The sequence below is a fragment of the Domibacillus sp. DTU_2020_1001157_1_SI_ALB_TIR_016 genome, from assembly GCF_032341995.1.
Taxonomy (GTDB): Bacteria; Bacillota; Bacilli; order Bacillales; family Domibacillaceae; genus Domibacillus; species Domibacillus indicus_A.
Genome location: NZ_CP135439.1, coordinates 2,717,027 through 2,736,465 on the forward strand (window position 1 = coordinate 2,717,027; position 19,439 = coordinate 2,736,465).

The window sequence follows — 19,439 nt, forward strand, 5'->3', positions numbered from 1 at the left end:
TAGTTCTTATAACCTATTATACATTTTACTCCGAAAAAAACGATCATTTTTTTCGAAAAAAAAAGCCGCTTAAGCGGCTTTTCTTTTTACGAGGACAATAATTTTAAAGATTCACGGTTAAATGCCGGAATATCGTCTGGCTGGCGGCTTGTGACAAGCTGGTTTTGGCAGACCACTACTTCCTTGTCCTGAACCTTTGCCCCGGCGTATTCCATATCAACTTGAATGGATTTGTACCCTGTCGCATCGCGTCCTTCAAGTGATTTCGCTGTGATCAGCAGCTGCGGTCCATGGCAAATCGCAAAAACAGGTTTTTTTGCGTCCATAAACTCTTTTGTAAATTGTACAAAGCGGTCATCTGCACGCAGCTGATCCGGGGAAAAGCCGCCTGGCAGCAACAGGGCGTCGAAGTCGGAGGAATTGACTTCATCGATCCCTTTATCGATCAAAACGGATGCTTCGCCCTGTTTTCCTTTAACTGTTTTTCCTGCTTCTTTTTCAATTGTTACCAGTTCATGACCGGCTTCCTGGAATGCTTTAGCAGGTTCTGTGTATTCTACATCCTCAAACATGTCTGTAATAAGTACGGCAATTTTTTTACTCATAACGTGCTCCTTTCCGATTACACTAGTTCAAATGATTTACGTTTTAGATTTACCCTGTCTAATTTTCTTTAAACAAAAAAAACAGAAAGAGCGAGGCTCTTTCTGTTATTCTGCCGAAGAACTTACGGATTGCTCCGTTTCACCCTGCGGCAAAATTAAAATTTCGACGCGGCGGTTTTGAGCCCGTCCTTCAGCCGTATCGTTCGACGCGATCGGCTGGTATTCACCATAGCCTTTCGCACTGAAAAGCCGCGGATCAAGCTGGTTATTTTTTAAGATTTCCTTCATAAAGTTCACAGCCCGCATCGCACTCAGCTCCCAGTTCGAATCAAACTGAGCGGTTTTGATCGGCATATTGTCTGTGTGACCGCTGATAATAATACTGCGCGGCGTATCCATGACAAGCAATTTTGAAATGTCGCGGGCGCTTGCAAGCTGATCCGGCTGGATTTCTGCGTCACCGGAACTAAATAAAACATTATCCCGAATACGAAGCAGAAGCCCTTCGCCGTTAAGTGCTGTTTCTACTTTGTCCTCAAGGTTATTTTCTTTTATATAATCAGTCATTTTTTTCTGCATTTCCTTGAGCTCTTCTTTATCGGCTGCCTTTAAGTTTTCCTCTTGTTCTTCCGTTTCTGTCATCGATGGATCAGAAACGGGGCTTGGAAAATCAAGAACACCGCTGCCTCCTTCAAGCTCATTATTAAAAGCGGAGGCAATGGCTTGAAACTTTTGCACGTCCATGGAGCTGCTTGCAAACAAAACGATAAAAAGAGCGAGGAGGAGTGTCAGCAAGTCCGCATACGGGATGAGCCACGATTCATCTACATGATCTTCATGCTTTTTATGACGTTTACGCTTGGCCATCTCCTAATCCCCCTCCATCGGCATTTAATAGTTTTTTCTTTTCATCCGCAGGCAGGTAGGAAGCAAGCTTTTGTTCCAGAACGCGCGGCGCTTCTCCCTCTAGAATCGAAAGAATGCCTTCAATCATCATTTCTTTTGTTTTCGCTTCAAGTGATGATTTTCGCTTTAGCTTATTTGCAAATGGATGCCATAATACGTACCCTGTAAAAATACCAAGCAGCGTTGCCACGAATGCAGCGGAAATGGCATGGCCGAGCGCATCTGTATCGCTCATATTGCCAAGCGCGGCAATCAAGCCGACTACTGCCCCCAGCACCCCAAGTGTCGGTGCGTACGTGCCCGCCTGTGTAAAAATAGCGGCACCCGCTGTATGGCGGTCTTCCATCGCGGCGATTTCTTCACTTAATACATCGCGGATATAATCTGCGCTCTGTCCATCTACTGCAAGGTTCATACCATTTTTTAAAAAGTCATCTTCAATATCGTTCATTTTTGTTTCGAGAGATAACAATCCTTCCTTACGAGCAAGCTCCGCCCAGCTTGTGAACAAGCCGATCACTTCCTGCGGAGTCATTCTTTTTTGGTCCTTAAATAAAATACCGAACAGTTTTGGAACTTTTTTCAATTCTGAACCAGGAAAAGCAATTGTCACAGCTGCCACTGTTCCAAGAATAATAATTAAAAACGCGGCCGGGTTAATTAAAACAGCGGGGCTTACTCCTTTGGCGACCATGCCGACTCCGACGGCAATAATAGCTAGAATAATACCAACAAGAGATGTTTTATCCACAATACATTAGCTCCTTACTTCTATATACTTTGATCTTTATATCGGCAGCTTCAGCCATAGTTTACACGTTTCGACAAAGAAAAAGAATGACAGAACTGTTACACGTGTGTTCTTTTTTAGGCTAAACTTAATAAAACTTTAGCACCAGCTTTACATCCTTTTGCTAAACTAATCTCATTCAACTTATTCATACGAGGTTTTCACTTATGAATCTATCATTCTTTCTTTTCTTTGCTTTTGTCGTTATTTCACTCATTTTGTTTAGATTTCAGCGAAAAAAATATGCTTTTTACCGAAAGCAGACAGACTTATTAACAAACCTTCCAAACCGCCGCAGCCTCGAACAGTTTATCGAAGCCCGGACTACACCGCTCAATCTCCCAATTGCCGTTGTGGTCATTGATCTTGATAACTTCAATTGGATCAATGAAGAATATGGCTATGAAAGCGGCGACAGTGTTTTGGTTGAGTTTTCAGAGCGACTTGCGTTTTCCGCTCCTGCCCATAGTCTCGCTGCCCGAATTGAAGGAAATAAATTCGCGCTTGCTATACCCGGCACATATAGCCGCGAGGGAATTCAGACGATGCTTGCTGACCAGTTTCTTTCCCTGCAAAGTCCATTTTATATTTCCGGCGCTCCGGTTCATCTTACTTTTTCAGCAGGTGTTGCCCTGGCTCCCGAGGATGGAAGGAACGGCCACACGCTTTTGCTTCATGCTGAGCGGGCTCTGCGCCATGTAAAGCACCATGGAAAAAACAATCTTGTGCTGTATAATACCTCTTTTCAACGGCAGGACCTTGAACTTCAGCTGGCTATGAGCTTCCGAAGCGCTCTTCAAAACGGCGAATTTTTCTTGTGTTATCAGCCTAAATTGAGCATTCACAGTGGAAAGACCGATTCTGTTGAAGCACTTATTCGCTGGAACAGCCCGGTTCACGGTACAGTATCACCCGCTTTATTTATTCCGGTTGCTGAAAAAAACGGATTTATCTTCGATTTAACAAAATGGATCTTACAGGAAGCCTGCCGTCAGATGAAAAAATGGTCAGAAACGAATCATACGTTTCAACGGGTGGCTGTTAATATTTCTGCACCGCTGTTTTTATCAGACCGGCTGCCCGAAATGATTCGTGATATTCTTCATGACTGTAAGCTGGATGCCGGGTTTCTTGAACTGGAAATAACGGAAACAGCAGTGATGGAAGACTTTCAAAATGCCTGCCGTATTATCACTCTGCTGAAAAAAGAAGGTATCACCATTTCACTGGACGATTTTGGAACAGGCGTTTCATCACTGACGCATTTAAAAAACCTTCCGATTGATACACTTAAAATCGACAAGTCTTTTATTAACGAAGTTCATACTTCGTTTGAAGACAAAGCACTTGTTGAAATGATTATTCAGCTGGCAAACTTATTCGGGCTGTCCGTTACGGCAGAAGGTGTGGAAAAACAAGAGCAGCTGAGCGTGCTGCAAAGACTGGGCTGCGACTCCATTCAAGGTTATTTGATCAGCCGGCCTGAGCTTCCGGATGTTTTGGATGCTTATTTTACGGAAAAAAAATATGGTTCCTAAAAAAAAGCCGCAGCCTCCACGTTGGAAGCTGCGGCTTTTTCATTATGCCTGCAAGGCCATTGCCGGCCCGAAAAATTCATATTTGATATTTTGCTCGTTAAAGCCAAGCTCGGTTAAATGACGAACGACAGCTTGCATAAACGGCACCGGACCGCATACGTAGCAGATGCTTTGCGGATCAAGAGCATCTTGTAAAAAGCTTTTACTAATATAGCCGGTTACATCACATACATCCGACTCATTTTTTTTCTCTTCATAAGCCACGTACATCTTTCCATTGGAAAGACGATTTATTTGTTCCGCCGCTTCTTCTTCAAATGCACGCGCCTCTTTGTTTCGTGCCGCTTGAATCAGAACCGTTTTCCGGTCTGGTTCATTTTGTGCAATCGAGCCAAGCATTGCCATCATCGGTGTGATCCCTACTCCGCCCGCAATAAGCGCCACAGGCTGTGTGCCTTGTTCTAAATAAAAATCACCGGCTGGCGCACTGACTTCCAATGTATCGCCTTCTTGCAGCTGGTCATGAAGGTAAACAGATACTTTTCCTTCCGGATTGTGATCGGCTTCCCGTTTGACAGAAATACGGAAAGAATGGGACCCAGGTGCTTGTGATAAGCTATATTGGCGGTTCACTAAAAACTCTTCTCCAGGGATGGATGTCCGAATCGTAATATACTGTCCTGGCAGATAAGCCGGCACAGGCTCGCCGTCTTTTGCTTTTAAATAGAAGGAAGTAATCAATGAGCTTTCTTTTACTTTTCTTTGAATGACAAACTCTTTAAAATCCTTCCAGCCATGCTGCTGCTGTTCTGCTTGGTCATACATTTCTTTTTCTACATCGATAAATATTTGAGCAATAACCCCGTATGCTTCTGCCCATGCATTAATGATGTCGTCTGTCGCCGCTTCACCGAGCACGCCTTTGATCGCCTTCAGTAAATATTCCCCTACAATCGGATAATGTTCGGCCTTGATGGCAAGACTGCGGTGCTTGTGGGCAATTTGTTTAACAGCCGGAAGCAGTACTTCAAGCTGATCAATATACTTGGCTGCTGCATAAACCGTATTGGCCAAAGCCGTTTGCTGACGTCCTTTTGACTGGTTGGCATGATTAAAAATATTGAGCAGCTCGGGGTGAGCTTCAAACATCGTTCTATAGAAATAAGTTGTGATTTCAACACCGTGTGTTTCTAAAATAGGAGCAGTTGATTTAACGATATCGATTGTTTTTTGTGATAGCACAATAATTCCCCCTGGGTCTTTTTAAAAGATACATTTTTAATACATCTTATTTATACGCCACCTGCCCCTGAAAAACAATATTTAAAAAGTATGTTTAAAAAAACGTTCACAATTGCACAAATTTCTTCTTACATGACATAATAGACCTATAGGACAGGTGAGAACGATGAAACTAACTCTTTATACAGACTACTCGCTTCGCATGCTTGTTTTTCTGGGAGCAAAAGAAGAAGGAGAATTATCTAATATAAAAGAAATTGCCGATGCGTATAATATTTCAAAAAACCATTTAATGAAAGTGACGCATGAATTAGGCAAGCTTGGCTATATCGAAACAATCCGGGGGCGAAATGGCGGTATCCGCCTGGCAAAAAAACCTTCTGATATTAATATCGGTGAAGTTGTCCGGAAAACCGAGGATGATTTTCACATTGTTGAATGCTTTGTTGATCCCGGCCGCTGCTCGATCACTCCAATTTGCGGATTGCGCCACGTATTTGCAGAAGCACTGCAGGCCTTTCTTGCCGTACTGGATCGTTATACGCTAAATGACTTTTTAGCAGACAAGGATATGCTCCGTATCTTTTTGGAATCCGACGCTTCTATTATGTAAATAATCACCTTTTTTGATAAACTGTCTATATTACATAGGCAAAGGAGAATATCGATGAAAACTTTCGAGGAACAGCTCCAAAATTACGCGCAGCTTGCAGTTACAACCGGTGTAAATATTCAGCCAGGACAAACACTCGTTGTGCGTGCAGCTATTGATTCAGCACAGCTTGTCCGCTTAATCGTAGAAAAAGCTTACCAGGCAGGCGCCAAGCACGTATATGTGGACTGGAGCGATGACACGGTATCCAGATTAAAATACACACTTGCACCGGAAGAAGCTTTTCATGAGTTTCCAGCATGGAACAAACAAATGATGGAATCACTCGCGGAAGAAGGCGCCGCTTTTATGTCAATCGTCTCGTCCGGACCAGACTTGTTAAAAGGTGTCGATGGAAAACGGATTGCGGCTTATCAGAAAGCGGCCGGCACAGCGATGAAAAAGTACCGTGAATACATTCAGTCAGACAAAGTGAGCTGGACGGTCATCGCAGCTCCTTCACAGGATTGGGCCGATAAAGTATTTGAGGATCTTCCACAGGAAGAACGGATTCCAGCCCTATGGGATGCCATTTTCAAAGCGGTACGCGCGGATCATGAGGATGCTGTTCAATCCTGGAAAGATCATGATGCCCGCCTTGTAGAAAAAGTTACAGAGTTAAACAAGCAGCATTTTAAAACGCTTCATTATACTGCGCCCGGCACGGACCTAACGATTGATCTGCCAGATACGCACCTATGGGTCGGTGCCGGCAGTATAAATGAGCAGGGCCATAGCTTCATGGCGAATATGCCGACCGAAGAAGTTTTCACAGTCCCGGTTAAAACCGGTGTGAACGGATACGTAAAAGCAACAAAGCCGCTCAGCTATGCGGGTAATATTATTGATGGCTTTACAGTTACGTTTAAGGATGGACGAATTGTGGATGTATCGGCTGAGCAGGGTGAAGAAGTATTAAAACAGCTGATCGATACAGATGAAGGTTCACATTATCTTGGAGAGGTGGCACTTGTCCCTCATGACTCTCCTATTTCCAATGCAGGTATCCTGTTTTTCAACACGCTTTTCGATGAAAATGCCTCCAACCACCTGGCTATCGGCAGTGCATATGCATTTTGTATTGAAGGCGGCAAGGAAATGTCTCAGGAGGAGCTCGAGAAAAACGGTTTAAACACAAGCATCACTCACGTTGATTTTATGATCGGTTCTGCTGAAATGAATATTGATGGTATTAAAGCAGACGGCACACGCGAAGCGGTTTTCCGCAACGGCAACTGGGCATAACGGCTAAAAAAAAGATCCCGAGAATCTCGGGATCTTTTTTAAAAGCTAAATTCGTTTAACCGGTTGTAGTATTTAATCAAAAATTCATAAAACAGCTTTTCAGACGGCGGCAGCATCCTTGATTTTGTCATGATGACTCCTACAGTCCGGGTCACACGCGGCACGCTGACCGGAATACTGACAGTGCCTACCGGTGTTTGGTCAATCAGCAGTGTTTCCGGCAGGAGACTCACACCAAGACCTGCTTCCACTAACCCTTTAATCGTGTAAATATCCTCACTTTCAAAAGCCACAGACGGTTCAAAATTTACTTTTCTGCATGCATCAAGCACAAGTGCCCGCATATCATATCCTGTACGAAACAAGACAAACTGATCATCCATCAAGTCACGAAGATTAATCGATGACTGCTTAGCTAAGCGATGGTGAGTCGGAATAAGGGCTCTCATGTGCTCAGAGAAAAAAACATGTGTGTTGATTTCAGCCGTCGGCTCCGGAACAGGTGACACAAAGGCAAGATCGATTTCCCCTTTTTCCACGCGTTCACGCAGTTCCCGGTTGGAGCCTTGTTTAAAATCAAAGCCAACATCCGAGTATTGATTTCGAAAAGCAGAAATGACACGGGGCAATGTTTTTGTGGCTAAGGAATTCGGAAAACCAAGGCGGATTTTGCCGGCTTCCGGGTTTAAATAATCTTCAATTGCTTTTACTGCTTTATCCATCGCTTCCATCGCTACAAGAGCATGGTCGTAAAAAATACGCCCTGCATGGGTCAGGCGGACGCTGCGTCCTTCGCGCAAAAAAAGCTCAACGCCAAGTTCATCTTCAAGCTTGGCAATTTGGCGGCTGACAGCAGACTGCGCAACATGCAGATGAAAAGCGGCTTCAGTCATATGTTCCTGGCGCGCCACTTCCATGAAGTATTTCACTTGTCTCATTTCCATTTTCATCCACACTCCTGACTCATATCATTTTGAGATCAATAACTTATTAATAATATATTGATTGTATCATTTCTGAACCCTACAATAAATATAACAGAGAAAGATGATTTGAACGCGGAGGTGCACAACATGAATCTATACGGTTACCCAGAAAAACAGGGCTTATATGATCCAAAAAATGAACATGATGCCTGCGGTATCGGTTTTATTGCAAATATAAAAGGTCGTCCATCCCACAAAATTGTGCAGGATGGTATTCATATGCTTTGCCGTTTGGAACACCGCGGCGGAAACTTAAACGGAACAACTGGCGATGGTGCAGGAATTATGCTGCAAATCTGCGATGATTTTTTCCGTAAAGAGTGCGAAAATTTAAACATTACGTTACCTGCTCCATATGATTATGCAGTCGGTATGTTCTTTTTGCCAAAAAACGAAAAAGAACGTGAGCAAATTCAAGTAGAAACAGAATTAATTCTTCACGAAGAAGGCTTAAAATTGCTTGGCTGGCGCGACGTTCCGGTTAACCCGGAAGCAGCTGGACCAGAAGCGCTTGTGATCGCTCCCTATGTAATGCAGCTATTTGTTGAAAAAAGCAAAAAGCACGAAACAGAAAAAGATTTTGAACGTGCGCTTTATGTAATGAGAAAACGTATCGAAAATGAGATCGGAAATAACCCGGATGTAAAAGGCTCATTCTACATCCCAAGCTTTTCAACACGGACCATTATTTATAAAGGAATGCTGACGCCTGAACAAATCGACCAGTATTATGTTGATCTGGCAAAGGAAGACTATCAATCTGCTTTTTCCCTTGTTCACTCGCGTTTTAGTACAAACACATTCCCAAGCTGGGAACGTGCGCATCCGTACCGCTATTTAATTCACAACGGTGAAATTAATACAAACCGTGGAAATGTAAGCTGGATGCAGTCGCGTGAGAAAGCCGGCTATTCTAAATTGTTTGGCGATCAATACAAAGACCTTCTGCCAATTATCGATACAAATGGCAGTGACTCGGCAATGCTTGATAACGCCATCGAATTTTTAACACTTTCAGGCCGCTCCCTTCCACATGCAGCGATGATGCTGATTCCGGAACCATGGGACCGTGATCCGCATATGGCAGATCCGAAGCTTGCTTTTTATGAATACCACAGCTGCTTAATGGAGCCATGGGACGGACCAACCTCTATTTCTTTCACAGATGGACGCAAAATCGGTACAATCCTTGACCGTAATGGCTTGCGCCCGGCTCGTTACTACGTAACAGATGACGATCATATCATCTACTCATCTGAAGTAGGTACGATTGAAGTAGATGAAAAGCGCATCGTGAAAAAAGAAACTGTCAGCGCTGGTGAAATGCTGCTTGTTGATTTAGAGGAAGGTCGCATTGTTTCTGACGAAGAAATCAAGCAGGAAATCACAACAGCAGAGCCTTACCGTGAATGGCTTGATCAAAACCTAGTGCACATTACAGACCTTGAAGATGCGTCTGGTGCAAAGGAAGAAGCTTTTACTGAAAAAGAAATGCTGAACCTTCATAAAGCATTCGGCTACACGTTCGATGAACTGACAAAACAAATTGCGCCAATGGCGACAGAAAAAACCGATCCAATCGGTTCAATGGGCTATGACGCACCGCTTGCTGTTTTGTCTGAGCGTCCACAGCTTTTATACAACTATTTTAAACAGCTGTTCGCACAAGTAACGAACCCGCCAATCGATGCGATTCGTGAAGATAACGTTGTATCCATGATGACGCTTCTTGGCAATGAAGGAAACATTTTGGCTCCTTCAGCCGAAAACAGCCGTCGTATTCGCTTAGAAACACCGATTCTTGGCGAAAAAGAATGGAATAAAATCGTGCACAATCAAAACCCTGCATTCCAAACAGCTACTCTTTCTCTTCTATTTAATACGAAAGAAAAAGTAGATTTAGCCGCTACAATGGCAGCTTTGTATAAACAGGCAGATGCAGCAATTGAAAACGGCGCATCTATTCTGATCTTGTCAGACCGAGGCGTAACGAGCAAACAAGCAGCGGTCCCTGCTCTTCTTGCTGTGAGCGGTATTCATCAGCATTTAATCAAAAACGGGCGCCGCACAAATATCAGCCTTGTGCTTGATACAGCAGAAGCACGTGACGTACACCAATTCTGCTGCTTGATCGGCTACGGCGCAGATGCGATTTACCCATACCTTGCGATTGCTTCCCTCCGCTCAATGGTAGCAGACGGAACAATTCCAGGCATGACAACAGAAGAAGCTGAGAAAAACTACAACTACGCAGCAACAAGCGGCATCGTTAAAGTAATGGCGAAAATGGGGATTTCCACTGTTCAAAGTTACCGCGGTGCACAAATTTTCGAAGCGGTCGGTATTGGACGCGAAGTAATCGAAACATACTTTACAGGCACGACAACAGCGCTAAGCGGTATTACGCTTGATGTGGTACTTCAAGAAACGCTTGTCCGCCATCACGACGCATTCGGTAAAGGTGAATTCACAGATCCGACTCTTGATTCAAGCGGTGAATTCCAATGGAGACGCACAGGTGAAAAACACGCCTTCAATCCAAAAACGATCCACATGCTCCAGCATGCGGCACGAACAAATAACTACGAGCTTTATAAAGAATACTCAGAGCTTGTAAACGAAGAAAATATTATGTTCCTTCGTGGATTGCTAGATTTAGATTTCACTGCCCGTCCATCGGTTCCGCTCGATGAAGTTGAACCACTTGAAAGCATCTTTAAACGGTTTAAGTCCGGTGCCATGTCTTATGGTTCTATTAGTAAAGAAGCCCATGAATCACTGGCTATTGCCTTGAACCGCCTGGGCGGAAAAAGCAACAGCGGTGAAGGCGGCGAGGATTCAGACCGCTATACACCAGATGCAAACGGAGATATCCGTTCAAGTGCGATTAAGCAGGTTGCTTCCGGCCGTTTCGGTGTGACAAGCGAGTACTTAAATACAGCATCTGAGATTCAAATCAAAATGGCCCAAGGCGCGAAGCCGGGTGAAGGCGGCCATCTGCCTGGTAAAAAGGTATATCCATGGATCGCGGAAACACGCGGTTCTACACCAGGTGTCGGCTTGATTTCTCCTCCGCCTCACCATGATATTTATTCAATTGAGGACTTGGCGCAGCTTATTTATGACTTGAAAAATGCGAACCATAAAGCGCGTATCAACGTGAAGCTGGTAGCCAAAACAGGTGTTGGTACAATTGCAGCCGGTGTTGCAAAAGGCTTGGCAGATGTTATTCTTGTCAGCGGCTACGAAGGCGGTACAGGTGCTTCGCCGAAAACAAGTATTAAGCATACCGGCCTTCCGTGGGAAATCGGCTTGGCTGAAACACACCAGACTCTTCTTATGAACGGTTTGCGTGAAAAAGTAACACTTGAAACAGACGGAAAGCTTATGAACGGCCGTGATGTAGTAATTGCTGCCCTTCTTGGTGCCGAGGAATTCGGTTTTGCAACAGCTCCACTTGTTGTTCTTGGCTGTGTCATGATGCGCGTATGCCATATGGATACATGCCCAGTTGGAGTTGCGACACAAAACCCGGCACTGCGTGAAAAATTCATGGGCGATGCCGACCACGTGGTGAACTACTTGACGTTCGTGGGACGCGAAATCCGCGAATTGATGGCTGAGCTTGGCTTCCGTACAATTGATGAAATGATTGGCCAAAAACAGGTATTAAAGCCGCATGCAAGAAAAGATCAGCATCCGAAAGCGAAATACTTGGATCTGTTCCCTCTTCTTTATATGACGCCGCTTAAGCCGGGCCAAAAACAATATAAAACAACAGATCAAGATTACAAGCTGGACCGTACGATTGACCGCCGTCTTCTATTAGACGCTGTTCGCCCAGCGCTTGAAAACAAAGAAGCCGTTGCGGCTGAATTTGATATTATCAATACCGATCGTGCGGCTGGTACGATTACCGGTTCCGCTGTAACACTCGCACACGGTGCGGAAGGTCTTCCAGACAATACCGTTCAATTTACATTCAACGGCTCTGCTGGACAAAGCTTTGGCGCTTTTCTTCCAAAAGGTTTGACGTTTACAGTGAATGGAGACGCGAACGATTACTTCGGTAAAGGTCTTTCAGGCGGACGCCTTATTGTTCGTCCACACAGCGATGCAAACCTTGTACCACATGAACACGCTATTTGCGGAAACGTAAACTTATACGGTGCAACAAGCGGTGAGGCCTTTATTAACGGCCGTGCCGGAACGCGTTTTGCTGTTCGTAACAGCGGTGCTGATATTGTGGTTGAAGGCGTAACGGATCACGGCTGTGAGTACATGACAGGCGGACGCGTTGTGATTCTTGGTCCAACTGGCCGCAATTTTGCAGCTGGTATGTCCGGTGGTATTGCTTACCTGTACGCGCCAGAGCGTGATCGTGCTGAAAGCCGCGTCAACCGTGAAATGGTTCTGACAGAATCATTGGACGGCTTACAAGAAGAAAACGAACTAAAAACATTGGTTACACGTCACCTACAATGGACAGGCAGTCCGATTGCCGCTTCTATTCTTGAAAATTGGGAAACGGAGAAACACCACTTTATCCGTGTTATCCCTTACGAATACAAAGAAATGATGAAATCTATTTCTTACTATGAACAGCAAGGAATGAAAACGGCTGATGCGAAGTACGCAGCATTTACAGAGAAAAAAATGCCAGTCGTTGAGAACGCGTAAGAAAGGAGAATGAATTGATGGGGAAAGCTACCGGTTTTATCGAATATGAACGCAAAACAGCTCCAGGGCGCAACCCGGCTGAACGGATAAAAGACTGGAGAGAATATACGACAAAGCTTCCGGAAAAAGAACTGCAAATTCAAGGAGCCCGCTGCATGGACTGCGGGACTCCTTTCTGCCACACTGGCCAGATGATCGGAGGTACACCGTCCGGATGTCCGCTTTACAATTTGATTCCAGAGTGGAATGATCTTGTATACCGCGGCCGCTGGAAAGAAGCGCTGGATCGTTTGCTGAAAACAAATAACTTCCCAGAGTTCACGGGCCGTGTCTGCCCTGCTCCGTGTGAAGGATCTTGTACAGTCGCGATTACAGATCCTGCCGTTGCGATTAAATCGATTGAAAAAGCGATTATCGACAAAGGATTTGAAGAAGGCTGGATTACACCAAATCCACCTAAACGCCGCACTGGCAAACGTGTAGCTGTTGTTGGTTCTGGTCCTGCCGGCCTTGCCGCAGCAGACCAGCTGAACAAAGCCGGCCATCTTGTAACGGTATTTGAGCGCGACGATCGTATCGGCGGCTTGCTTATGTACGGTATTCCTTCTATGAAACTTGAAAAAGAAACGGTTGAACGCCGCGTTAACCTGCTTAAAAACGAAGGTATTGAATTTGTTGTGAACACAACAATCGGTAAAGATATTACAAAAGAACAGCTGAAAGAAGAATACGATGCAGTGATTCTTTGTGCGGGCGCGCAAACACACCGTGACATTGTGATCGAAGGCCGTGATTCAGAAGGTATTTACCTTGCGATGGATTATTTAACAAGAAGCATTAAAGGCTTGTTGAATGAGTCTGAGGAAGGGGTAATCTCTGCAGAAGGCAAAAACGTCATCGTAATTGGCGGTGGTGATACAGGTGCTGACTGTGTGGCAACAGCGATTCGCCAGGGCGCTAAAAGCGTTGTTCAATTCGGCAAGCACGAAGCTCAGCCTGTGAGACGCACTAAAAACAACCCGTGGCCACAGTATCCAAATGTATTTGAATTGGATTACGCGTATGCAGAAGCAGCTGCTGTTTACGGGGAAGACCCACGTGAATATTTGATCGCGACAACAAAGTTTGTAGCGGATGAACATGGCAAATTAAAAGAACTTCATACGGTTCGTATGGAAAAAACGTATCTTGAAGATGGCAGCTATACAATGGAAGAAATTCCTGGCAGTGAGCAAGTGTGGCCTGTTGAGCTTGTGCTTGTAGCAATTGGCTTCAGCGGAACAGACATGCCGCTTGCTTCCCACTTCGGTGTAGATACAACAGCACGTAATACTGTACTTGCGAAATACGGCAAATACACAACAAACGAAGAAGGCATTTTTGCGGCCGGCGATATGCGCCGTGGACAAAGCCTTGTTGTTTGGGCGATTCATGAAGGGCGCGAAGCTGCACGTGAAACAGACCGCTTCCTTATGGGTGAAACAAAGCTTCCTTAATCAGCTCTCCAAGCTGCCTCTTACGAGAGGCAGCTTTTTTCATATTAAAATAAAAAATAGAGGGCCCTTCTTTACGCTGTCACAGCGATTATATGAGCCGTACATGCGCATAAAAAAAGAACCAGCTCCCGCTAGTCCCGTCTTAAATAGTGTAAAAAGGTTTCTGCTGTTTTCGTCATAAAAGGGGCATCTGGAATGATCGCATAAAAATTCCGCTCATAATACAAATTCCCGCCGCCTACAATCTTCAGCTTCTCAAGCTCCAGCTCATTTCGAATCGTCCATTCCGACAAAAGAGCCACTCCCAGTCCTGCTTCAACTGCTTCTTTAATAATCTGCGTGCTGCCAAATTCCAAAATCTTAGCCGGCCGAATGCCGTTTTTAGCGGCGAACCAGTCAAATGCTTCTCTTGTGCCAGACCCCTGCTCCCTGACAATCCATGTTTCTTCATTTAAATGAACACGTTTTTCACTGTTTTCTTTTTTTCCCTTGATCACGTACATTTTATCGGAGGCAATTTTTTCAGCGATCAGCTTGTCTGAAGCCACTGTTCCTTCCACAACGCCAAGGTCAATTTCATTATGGATGACCTTTTCAGCAATTTCCTGCGTGTTCCCAATCGTAATATAGGGATCAACAGAAGGAAACTTATTGAGGAAATCCGCTACAATGTGCGGCAAAATGTATTCCCCAAACGAATAGCTTGCGCCAACGGCGAGCTTCCCCTTTACTTCACCGGCTAAATCCTCCACTGCCTGCTTCATCTTATCATTTAGCGTAGAAATTTCCCCGCCATAATAAGCAACAAGGCTGCCTGCTTTCGTCAAACGGATTTTTTTGTTCGTTCGGTCAATTAATTTAATGCCAAGCTCATCCTCAAACGACTTAATATACTGGCTTACAGCCGGCTGGGTGATAAACAGCTCTTCTGCTGCTCTTGAAAAGTTCATATGCTTTACTACAGTTAAAAAAACCTTTAATTTTTGTTCCATATCCGCCCACCATCATACGTGATTGCTTTTCACTTTTTATTAGCTGTTTCTATTTTAGCATGATTGAGAAGGAAAAAGGGAATTGAAGGCAAACAAAAAGCATTCAGGTGTCCTCCAATGACATCTGAATGCTTTGTTTTGTTTTAAAGGGATCAGCCATTCTCCAATAACAGCTGAAAGTAAGTATCTCGTTGCGTCCAGCCGTTCTCCGATAACCGCTGAACAAGAGATGTGTTTATTTTTTCATTAAGCTGTACAAAACTGCTTTTTGAGCATGCATGCGGTTTTCAGCTTGCTGGAACACGACAGACGCTTCTCCGTCCATCACGCCGGCAGACACTTCTTCCCCGCGATGCGCTGGCAGGCAATGCATAAACTTGCATTCTGGGTTCGCCTGGGCAAGCAGTGCTTCGTTCACCTGATACGGTGCAAAAGCTGCCAATCGAAGAGCAGACTCTTCTTCCTGCCCCATACTGGTCCAAACATCCGTGTAAATAAAATCGGCTCCCTGCACAGCTTCAGCCGGATCTTCTGTAAAGGTAACGACTGCGCCTGTTTGAGCGGCAATTTCCTTTGTTTTTTGAATGACTGTACTGTCTGCTTCGTACCCTTTCGGTGCTGCTAAAGCAAAGTCCATGCCCATCATTACAGCGCCAATCATTAGAGAGTGAGCAACATTATTGCCGTCGCCGATATACACCATTTTGCTGCCTTTAAAGCTTCCTTTAAGCTCATATACCGTCAATAAATCAGCCAGCGCCTGGCATGGGTGGTACAAATCGGTCAGCCCGTTAATAACCGGAACCGATGCTGCTTCTGCCAGCTTTTCGATTCGGTCATGGCCGTGCGTACGGATCATAATCCCATCCAGGTATCCTGATAACACTTTACCCGTGTCTTCAATGGTTTCACCGCGGCCAATTTGCAGCTGGTCTGAGCTTAAAAACATGCCGTTGCCGCCAAGCTGAAGAATGGCTGCTTCAAATGAGACACGTGTTCTAGTGGAATTTTTCTCGAAAATCATACCGAGAATCTGTCCTTTTAAAGCATCAAAATAAGCTTCTTTTCGTTTTTTCATATCGTCAGCCAGAACGATCAATGCTTCTACTTCTTCTGCGCTGAAATCGAGAAGTTTCAAGAAATCTTTTCCTTTTAAATCGAGTTCTTTTACTTTTTCTATCGTGATCATAAAAGTCACCCCGACGTGCCGTCACCGTTGTTATATTTATATTTATACACTATATAGAATTAAAATACAACCTCTTTGCCAAATTTTTTTGCTTTTCTTTCTAAAAACTTTCTCTTCATGTATACTCTTTACTGAAGGAAAAGGTGATAAAGGATGAGAAAAAGAACACGAATGCAAGATACGATCACGGTAAAATCCGCTCAAGTATTCCCACCGGATACGAACTATTACGGCACACTATTCGGTGGAAAATTAATGGCTCATATTGATGACGTAGCTTCTATTTCCGCAACACGCTTTGCACGCAATCCGACTGTCACTGCTTCTACGGACTCTGTTGACTTTATACGGCCGATTAAAGTAGGCGATACGGTTACACTGATGGCCATGGTTACGTATACAGGCCGTTCGAGTATGGAAGTTTTTGTCCGGGTAACCTCTGAAAATCTCATTACAGGTGACAAAGAAGTGGCGGCTCTTTCTTTTTTGACATTTGTCGCGATTGATCAAAACGGCAAGCCCGTAGAAGTCGGCGAGGTTATCCCGGAGACAGAAGAAGAAAAATGGCTGTTTGAAACAGCGCCTGCCCGGGCCGCTCATAGGAAATCCAGAAAAGATCATAGTAAAGAACTAGCTGCCTTTTTTAAAAAGGTATGACCTTTGTACCCTCTTTTTCGTAACAAAATTTAAGTTTTCGTAACAAGACCGCTCTTTCTCCCTTTAAGAGCGGCTTTTTTCGTTGTCATGACTGTAATATACAAAGATTCATCTTTTTGTCCCATGTACGGGTGTTTCCCTTCTTTCTTATAATGGGCGCAGGCGAAAAAATGCCGTTTGGAGGAATGGATATTATGTTGGGACAAGCTGAAATCGGTATTGATTTGGGCACAGCAAATTTGCTCGTTTACAGCAAAGACAAAGGCATCATTTTAAATGAACCTTCTGTTGTAGCCCTTGATATGGATACGAAAAAAGTACTTGCGGTTGGCGCGGACGCCAAAGAAATGATCGGAAAAACTCCTGGGCGTATTGCCGCAGTACGCCCGATGAAAGATGGAGTAATTGCTGACTTTGATGTAACTTCTGAAATGTTAAAAGAATTGATGAAAAAAGCAGGAAAAGCGGCTGGATTCACGATCCGCAAGCCAACGGTTGTGGTATGTACACCATCCGGCGCAACAGGTGTAGAACGCCGGGCGATTCAAGATGCCATTAAATCAAGCGGTGCCAAAACGGTGCACTTGATTGAAGAACCGGTCGCAGCCGCAATTGGTGCGGACCTTCCGGTAGAAGAACCCATTGCGAATTTGATTGTTGATATCGGCGGCGGGACAACAGAAGTAGCGATTATTTCGTACGGCGGTGTCGTTTCGTGCAATTCAATCCGCCTTGCTGGTGATAAACTGGACGAAGACATCATTCAATATATTCGCAAAGAATATAATTTGTTAATTGGTGAACGAACAGCGGAAAAAGTAAAAATAGAAATCGGCTATGCGCCGGTTGAGCACAATGAACTTCATATGGATGTGCGCGGCCGTGATCTTGTAACCGGCCTTCCAAAAACAGTACGTGTCAGCTCTTATGAGATTCAAAAAGCACTGCGTGAATCGCTTCTGGCTATCCTGGAAACGATCCGTGTTACGCTTGAATCTTCCCCTCCAGAGCTGAGCGGCGATATTGTCGACCGCGGCGTTGTGATCAGCGGCGGCGGCTCGCTTTTAAATGGCCTTCAAGAATGGCTGGCAGAAGAAATTATCGTACCGGTTCATTTAGCGCCAAATCCGCTTGAATCTGTAGCGATTGGAACAGGACGCTCGCTTCATGTCCTCAAAAAATTACAAAAAGTAACGTCATAATCAAAAACAGGCTGCCGTTTTCGGCAGCCTGTTTTGTTTAAACGTGTTGTTTCGCGTTCGGCCTATTCTATACAAGCTGCCCATCCTTTATTGGTAAGGAGCAGCCTGATAAAAAAAGTTTGGTGACAGAATCGTATTATTATAGGTGCGATGGAAAATATGGGTGGCAGCAGGAGATACGGGCGGAATGAGCCATGTCCAGTCTCCCGTTGCCCTTCTGCCGGCTGCTTCTTCGTTTTGTTCAAAGATGCGGTGCTGTCTCGCTGCCGTATGATGATCGACAATAGTAACCCCGGATTGTTTAAAAGAGTAAAGAACGGCAACATTCAGCTCTACAAGAGCCCGGTCTTTCCATAAAGAAGAAGCATACTGCGTGTCCAGGCCGATCACGTCTGCCACAGCTGGCAGCCGGTTGTACCGGTTTTCATCGGCCAAATTACGCGCACCGATTTCTGTACCCATATACCAGCCGTTAAATGGCGCAGCTTGGTAGTCGATACCGCCAATCTCAAGCCGCATATCTGAAATAACCGGAACCGCGTACCATTTAAGCTCCAATTCTTTAAAAGCCAAGATGTCCGGATGGACAAGGTCCACTTCCACCCGGCATTTCTTAGGAACATCCTGCCAGACGGGAGGATTGCTGCCGATTTGGACGACCCAGGGCAGCAAATCAAAGTCACTTCCTTTTCCCCGCCAGCCGAGCGTCTCACACTTTTCGGTCAGCGTGCGGGAATGTGGATCCCCAGCATGTTCATACCCCGCATAGCGAAGCAGCTGATGATTCCAAATTCGAATTTTTTGTTCCTGTTGATCCGGCCGGAAAATCGTAATAGCCGGCCGGATTTTACCGTCATTGTAAGCAAAAACAACATGCCGCTCAAGTGCACTAAACACATCCAGCGCTGTTTCGGCAGTTCGTTCATCAAACACCTGGAGCGTCTGCCAAAACAGCCGGCCGATACAGCGGTTGCTGTTCCGCCATGCGAGTTTCGCTCCATATTCCAGTTCTTCAAAGGTATGTGTATATGTACCCGACTCTTCTATTTCACGGTAAACCTGCTCGAGCCTCGCTCTCGCCTCCTCACCTGGCCGGATTGTTTCCTGATAAAAATCGATAATAAATTTCTTTGCTTTCTGCCATCGTGTTTTGTTCATGCTCGATCCCTCTCTTTATCAAAATTATACCAGTATGCGGGCTTTATGACCTTGAACATTTCGTGTCAGCCGGTTATAATTTAGATAATTAGACAATAATC

The 19,439-nt window shown here is 44.8% G+C and carries 15 protein-coding genes; 7 read left to right on the forward strand and 8 right to left on the reverse strand.

Annotated elements, in window-relative coordinates; genetic code table 11:
- Window positions 1-86: 86 nt before the first annotated feature.
- From RRU94_RS22020 to motA, 3 genes are all read right to left on the reverse strand, one after another.
- Window positions 87-605 carry a type 1 glutamine amidotransferase domain-containing protein gene (locus tag RRU94_RS22020; protein WP_315692991.1) on the reverse strand — a complete coding sequence of 173 codons (519 nt, stop codon included), beginning with the start codon at window positions 603-605 and terminating at the stop codon, window positions 87-89.
- Between the two features lie 105 nt (window positions 606-710).
- Window positions 711-1,472, reverse strand: coding sequence for a flagellar motor protein MotB (gene motB / locus RRU94_RS22025; protein WP_242233793.1), 762 nt, complete (start codon window positions 1,470-1,472; stop codon window positions 711-713).
- Window positions 1,459-2,262 carry a flagellar motor stator protein MotA gene (motA, locus tag RRU94_RS22030; RefSeq protein WP_315692993.1) on the reverse strand — a complete coding sequence of 268 codons (804 nt, stop codon included), beginning with the start codon at window positions 2,260-2,262 and terminating at the stop codon, window positions 1,459-1,461. Before motA ends, motB begins: the two co-directional genes overlap by 14 nt.
- A gap of 206 nt (window positions 2,263-2,468) precedes the next feature.
- Between motA and RRU94_RS22035 the strand changes: the two genes are divergently transcribed.
- Window positions 2,469-3,839, forward strand: a complete 1,371-nt coding sequence (locus tag RRU94_RS22035; protein WP_315692994.1) for a putative bifunctional diguanylate cyclase/phosphodiesterase — start codon at window positions 2,469-2,471, stop codon at window positions 3,837-3,839.
- 42 nt (window positions 3,840-3,881) lie between these two features.
- Here RRU94_RS22035 and hmpA read toward each other — a convergent pair whose 3' ends face one another.
- The gene (hmpA, locus tag RRU94_RS22040) at window positions 3,882-5,081 is read right to left on the reverse strand and encodes an NO-inducible flavohemoprotein (protein ID WP_315692995.1); all 1,200 of its coding nucleotides are present in this window, start codon (window positions 5,079-5,081) and stop codon (window positions 3,882-3,884) included.
- 166 nt (window positions 5,082-5,247) lie between these two features.
- Here hmpA and RRU94_RS22045 point away from each other — a divergent pair, with 166 nt between their 5' ends.
- Together RRU94_RS22045 and RRU94_RS22050 are read left to right on the forward strand one after the other, a co-directional pair.
- Complete coding sequence (locus tag RRU94_RS22045; RefSeq protein ID WP_242233797.1) at window positions 5,248-5,694, forward strand: RrF2 family transcriptional regulator; 447 nt, start codon at window positions 5,248-5,250, stop codon at window positions 5,692-5,694.
- Between the two features lie 54 nt (window positions 5,695-5,748).
- Window positions 5,749-6,978, forward strand: coding sequence for an aminopeptidase (locus tag RRU94_RS22050; protein WP_315692996.1), 1,230 nt, complete (start codon window positions 5,749-5,751; stop codon window positions 6,976-6,978).
- Window positions 6,979-7,016: 38 nt separating this feature from the next.
- On the opposite strand, the gene RRU94_RS22055 is transcribed toward RRU94_RS22050, so the two are convergent.
- On the reverse strand, window positions 7,017-7,922 hold the full coding sequence (locus tag RRU94_RS22055) for a glutamate biosynthesis transcriptional regulator GltC (RefSeq protein ID WP_251271975.1): 906 nt from the start codon (window positions 7,920-7,922) through the stop codon (window positions 7,017-7,019).
- 129 nt (window positions 7,923-8,051) lie between these two features.
- Here RRU94_RS22055 and gltB point away from each other — a divergent pair, with 129 nt between their 5' ends.
- Window positions 8,052-12,644, forward strand: coding sequence for a glutamate synthase large subunit (gene gltB / locus RRU94_RS22060; protein WP_315692997.1), 4,593 nt, complete (start codon window positions 8,052-8,054; stop codon window positions 12,642-12,644).
- 17 nt (window positions 12,645-12,661) lie between these two features.
- Window positions 12,662-14,140, forward strand: coding sequence for a glutamate synthase subunit beta (locus RRU94_RS22065; RefSeq protein WP_315692999.1), 1,479 nt, complete (start codon window positions 12,662-12,664; stop codon window positions 14,138-14,140).
- Window positions 14,141-14,271: 131 nt separating this feature from the next.
- Here the strand turns inward: RRU94_RS22065 and RRU94_RS22070 are convergent, their stop codons facing one another.
- Both RRU94_RS22070 and argF read right to left on the reverse strand, forming a co-directional pair.
- A complete protein-coding gene (locus tag RRU94_RS22070) occupies window positions 14,272-15,132 on the reverse strand; it encodes a LysR family transcriptional regulator (RefSeq protein WP_251271978.1) in 861 nt (286 codons plus the stop codon).
- A 235-nt stretch (window positions 15,133-15,367) separates the two neighbouring features.
- Entirely contained in the window at window positions 15,368-16,321 is a 954-nt protein-coding gene (argF, locus tag RRU94_RS22075; RefSeq protein WP_315693000.1) for an ornithine carbamoyltransferase, read from the reverse strand.
- Between the two features lie 153 nt (window positions 16,322-16,474).
- On the opposite strand from argF, the gene RRU94_RS22080 reads away from it, so the two are divergent.
- Both RRU94_RS22080 and mreBH read left to right on the forward strand, forming a co-directional pair.
- Window positions 16,475-16,978, forward strand: a complete 504-nt coding sequence (locus RRU94_RS22080) for an acyl-CoA thioesterase (RefSeq protein ID WP_315693001.1) — start codon at window positions 16,475-16,477, stop codon at window positions 16,976-16,978.
- 194 nt (window positions 16,979-17,172) lie between these two features.
- Window positions 17,173-18,180: a rod-share determining protein MreBH gene (gene mreBH / locus RRU94_RS22085; protein ID WP_251271980.1), complete on the forward strand. Its 1,008-nt coding sequence runs from the start codon at window positions 17,173-17,175 to the stop codon at window positions 18,178-18,180.
- A gap of 87 nt (window positions 18,181-18,267) precedes the next feature.
- Here mreBH and RRU94_RS22090 read toward each other — a convergent pair whose 3' ends face one another.
- Window positions 18,268-19,338: a nitric oxide synthase oxygenase gene (locus RRU94_RS22090; RefSeq protein ID WP_315693002.1), complete on the reverse strand. Its 1,071-nt coding sequence runs from the start codon at window positions 19,336-19,338 to the stop codon at window positions 18,268-18,270.
- Between the last annotated feature and the right edge of the window lie 101 nt (window positions 19,339-19,439).

Coding starts and splice junctions, on each gene's coding strand:
- RRU94_RS22045 (WP_242233797.1), top strand. CDS start 5,248: ATGAAACTAACTCTTTATACAGACTACTCGCTTCGCATGCTTGTTTTT.
- RRU94_RS22070 (WP_251271978.1), bottom strand. CDS start 15,132: ATGGAACAAAAATTAAAGGTTTTTTTAACTGTAGTAAAGCATATGAAC.
- RRU94_RS22065 (WP_315692999.1), top strand. CDS start 12,662: ATGGGGAAAGCTACCGGTTTTATCGAATATGAACGCAAAACAGCTCCA.
- mreBH (WP_251271980.1), top strand. CDS start 17,173: ATGTTGGGACAAGCTGAAATCGGTATTGATTTGGGCACAGCAAATTTG.
- gltB (WP_315692997.1), top strand. CDS start 8,052: ATGAATCTATACGGTTACCCAGAAAAACAGGGCTTATATGATCCAAAA.
- motB (WP_242233793.1), bottom strand. CDS start 1,472: ATGGCCAAGCGTAAACGTCATAAAAAGCATGAAGATCATGTAGATGAA.
- RRU94_RS22080 (WP_315693001.1), top strand. CDS start 16,475: ATGAGAAAAAGAACACGAATGCAAGATACGATCACGGTAAAATCCGCT.
- RRU94_RS22090 (WP_315693002.1), bottom strand. CDS start 19,338: ATGAACAAAACACGATGGCAGAAAGCAAAGAAATTTATTATCGATTTT.
- RRU94_RS22050 (WP_315692996.1), top strand. CDS start 5,749: ATGAAAACTTTCGAGGAACAGCTCCAAAATTACGCGCAGCTTGCAGTT.
- argF (WP_315693000.1), bottom strand. CDS start 16,321: ATGATCACGATAGAAAAAGTAAAAGAACTCGATTTAAAAGGAAAAGAT.
- RRU94_RS22035 (WP_315692994.1), top strand. CDS start 2,469: ATGAATCTATCATTCTTTCTTTTCTTTGCTTTTGTCGTTATTTCACTC.
- RRU94_RS22020 (WP_315692991.1), bottom strand. CDS start 605: ATGAGTAAAAAAATTGCCGTACTTATTACAGACATGTTTGAGGATGTA.
- RRU94_RS22055 (WP_251271975.1), bottom strand. CDS start 7,922: ATGGAAATGAGACAAGTGAAATACTTCATGGAAGTGGCGCGCCAGGAA.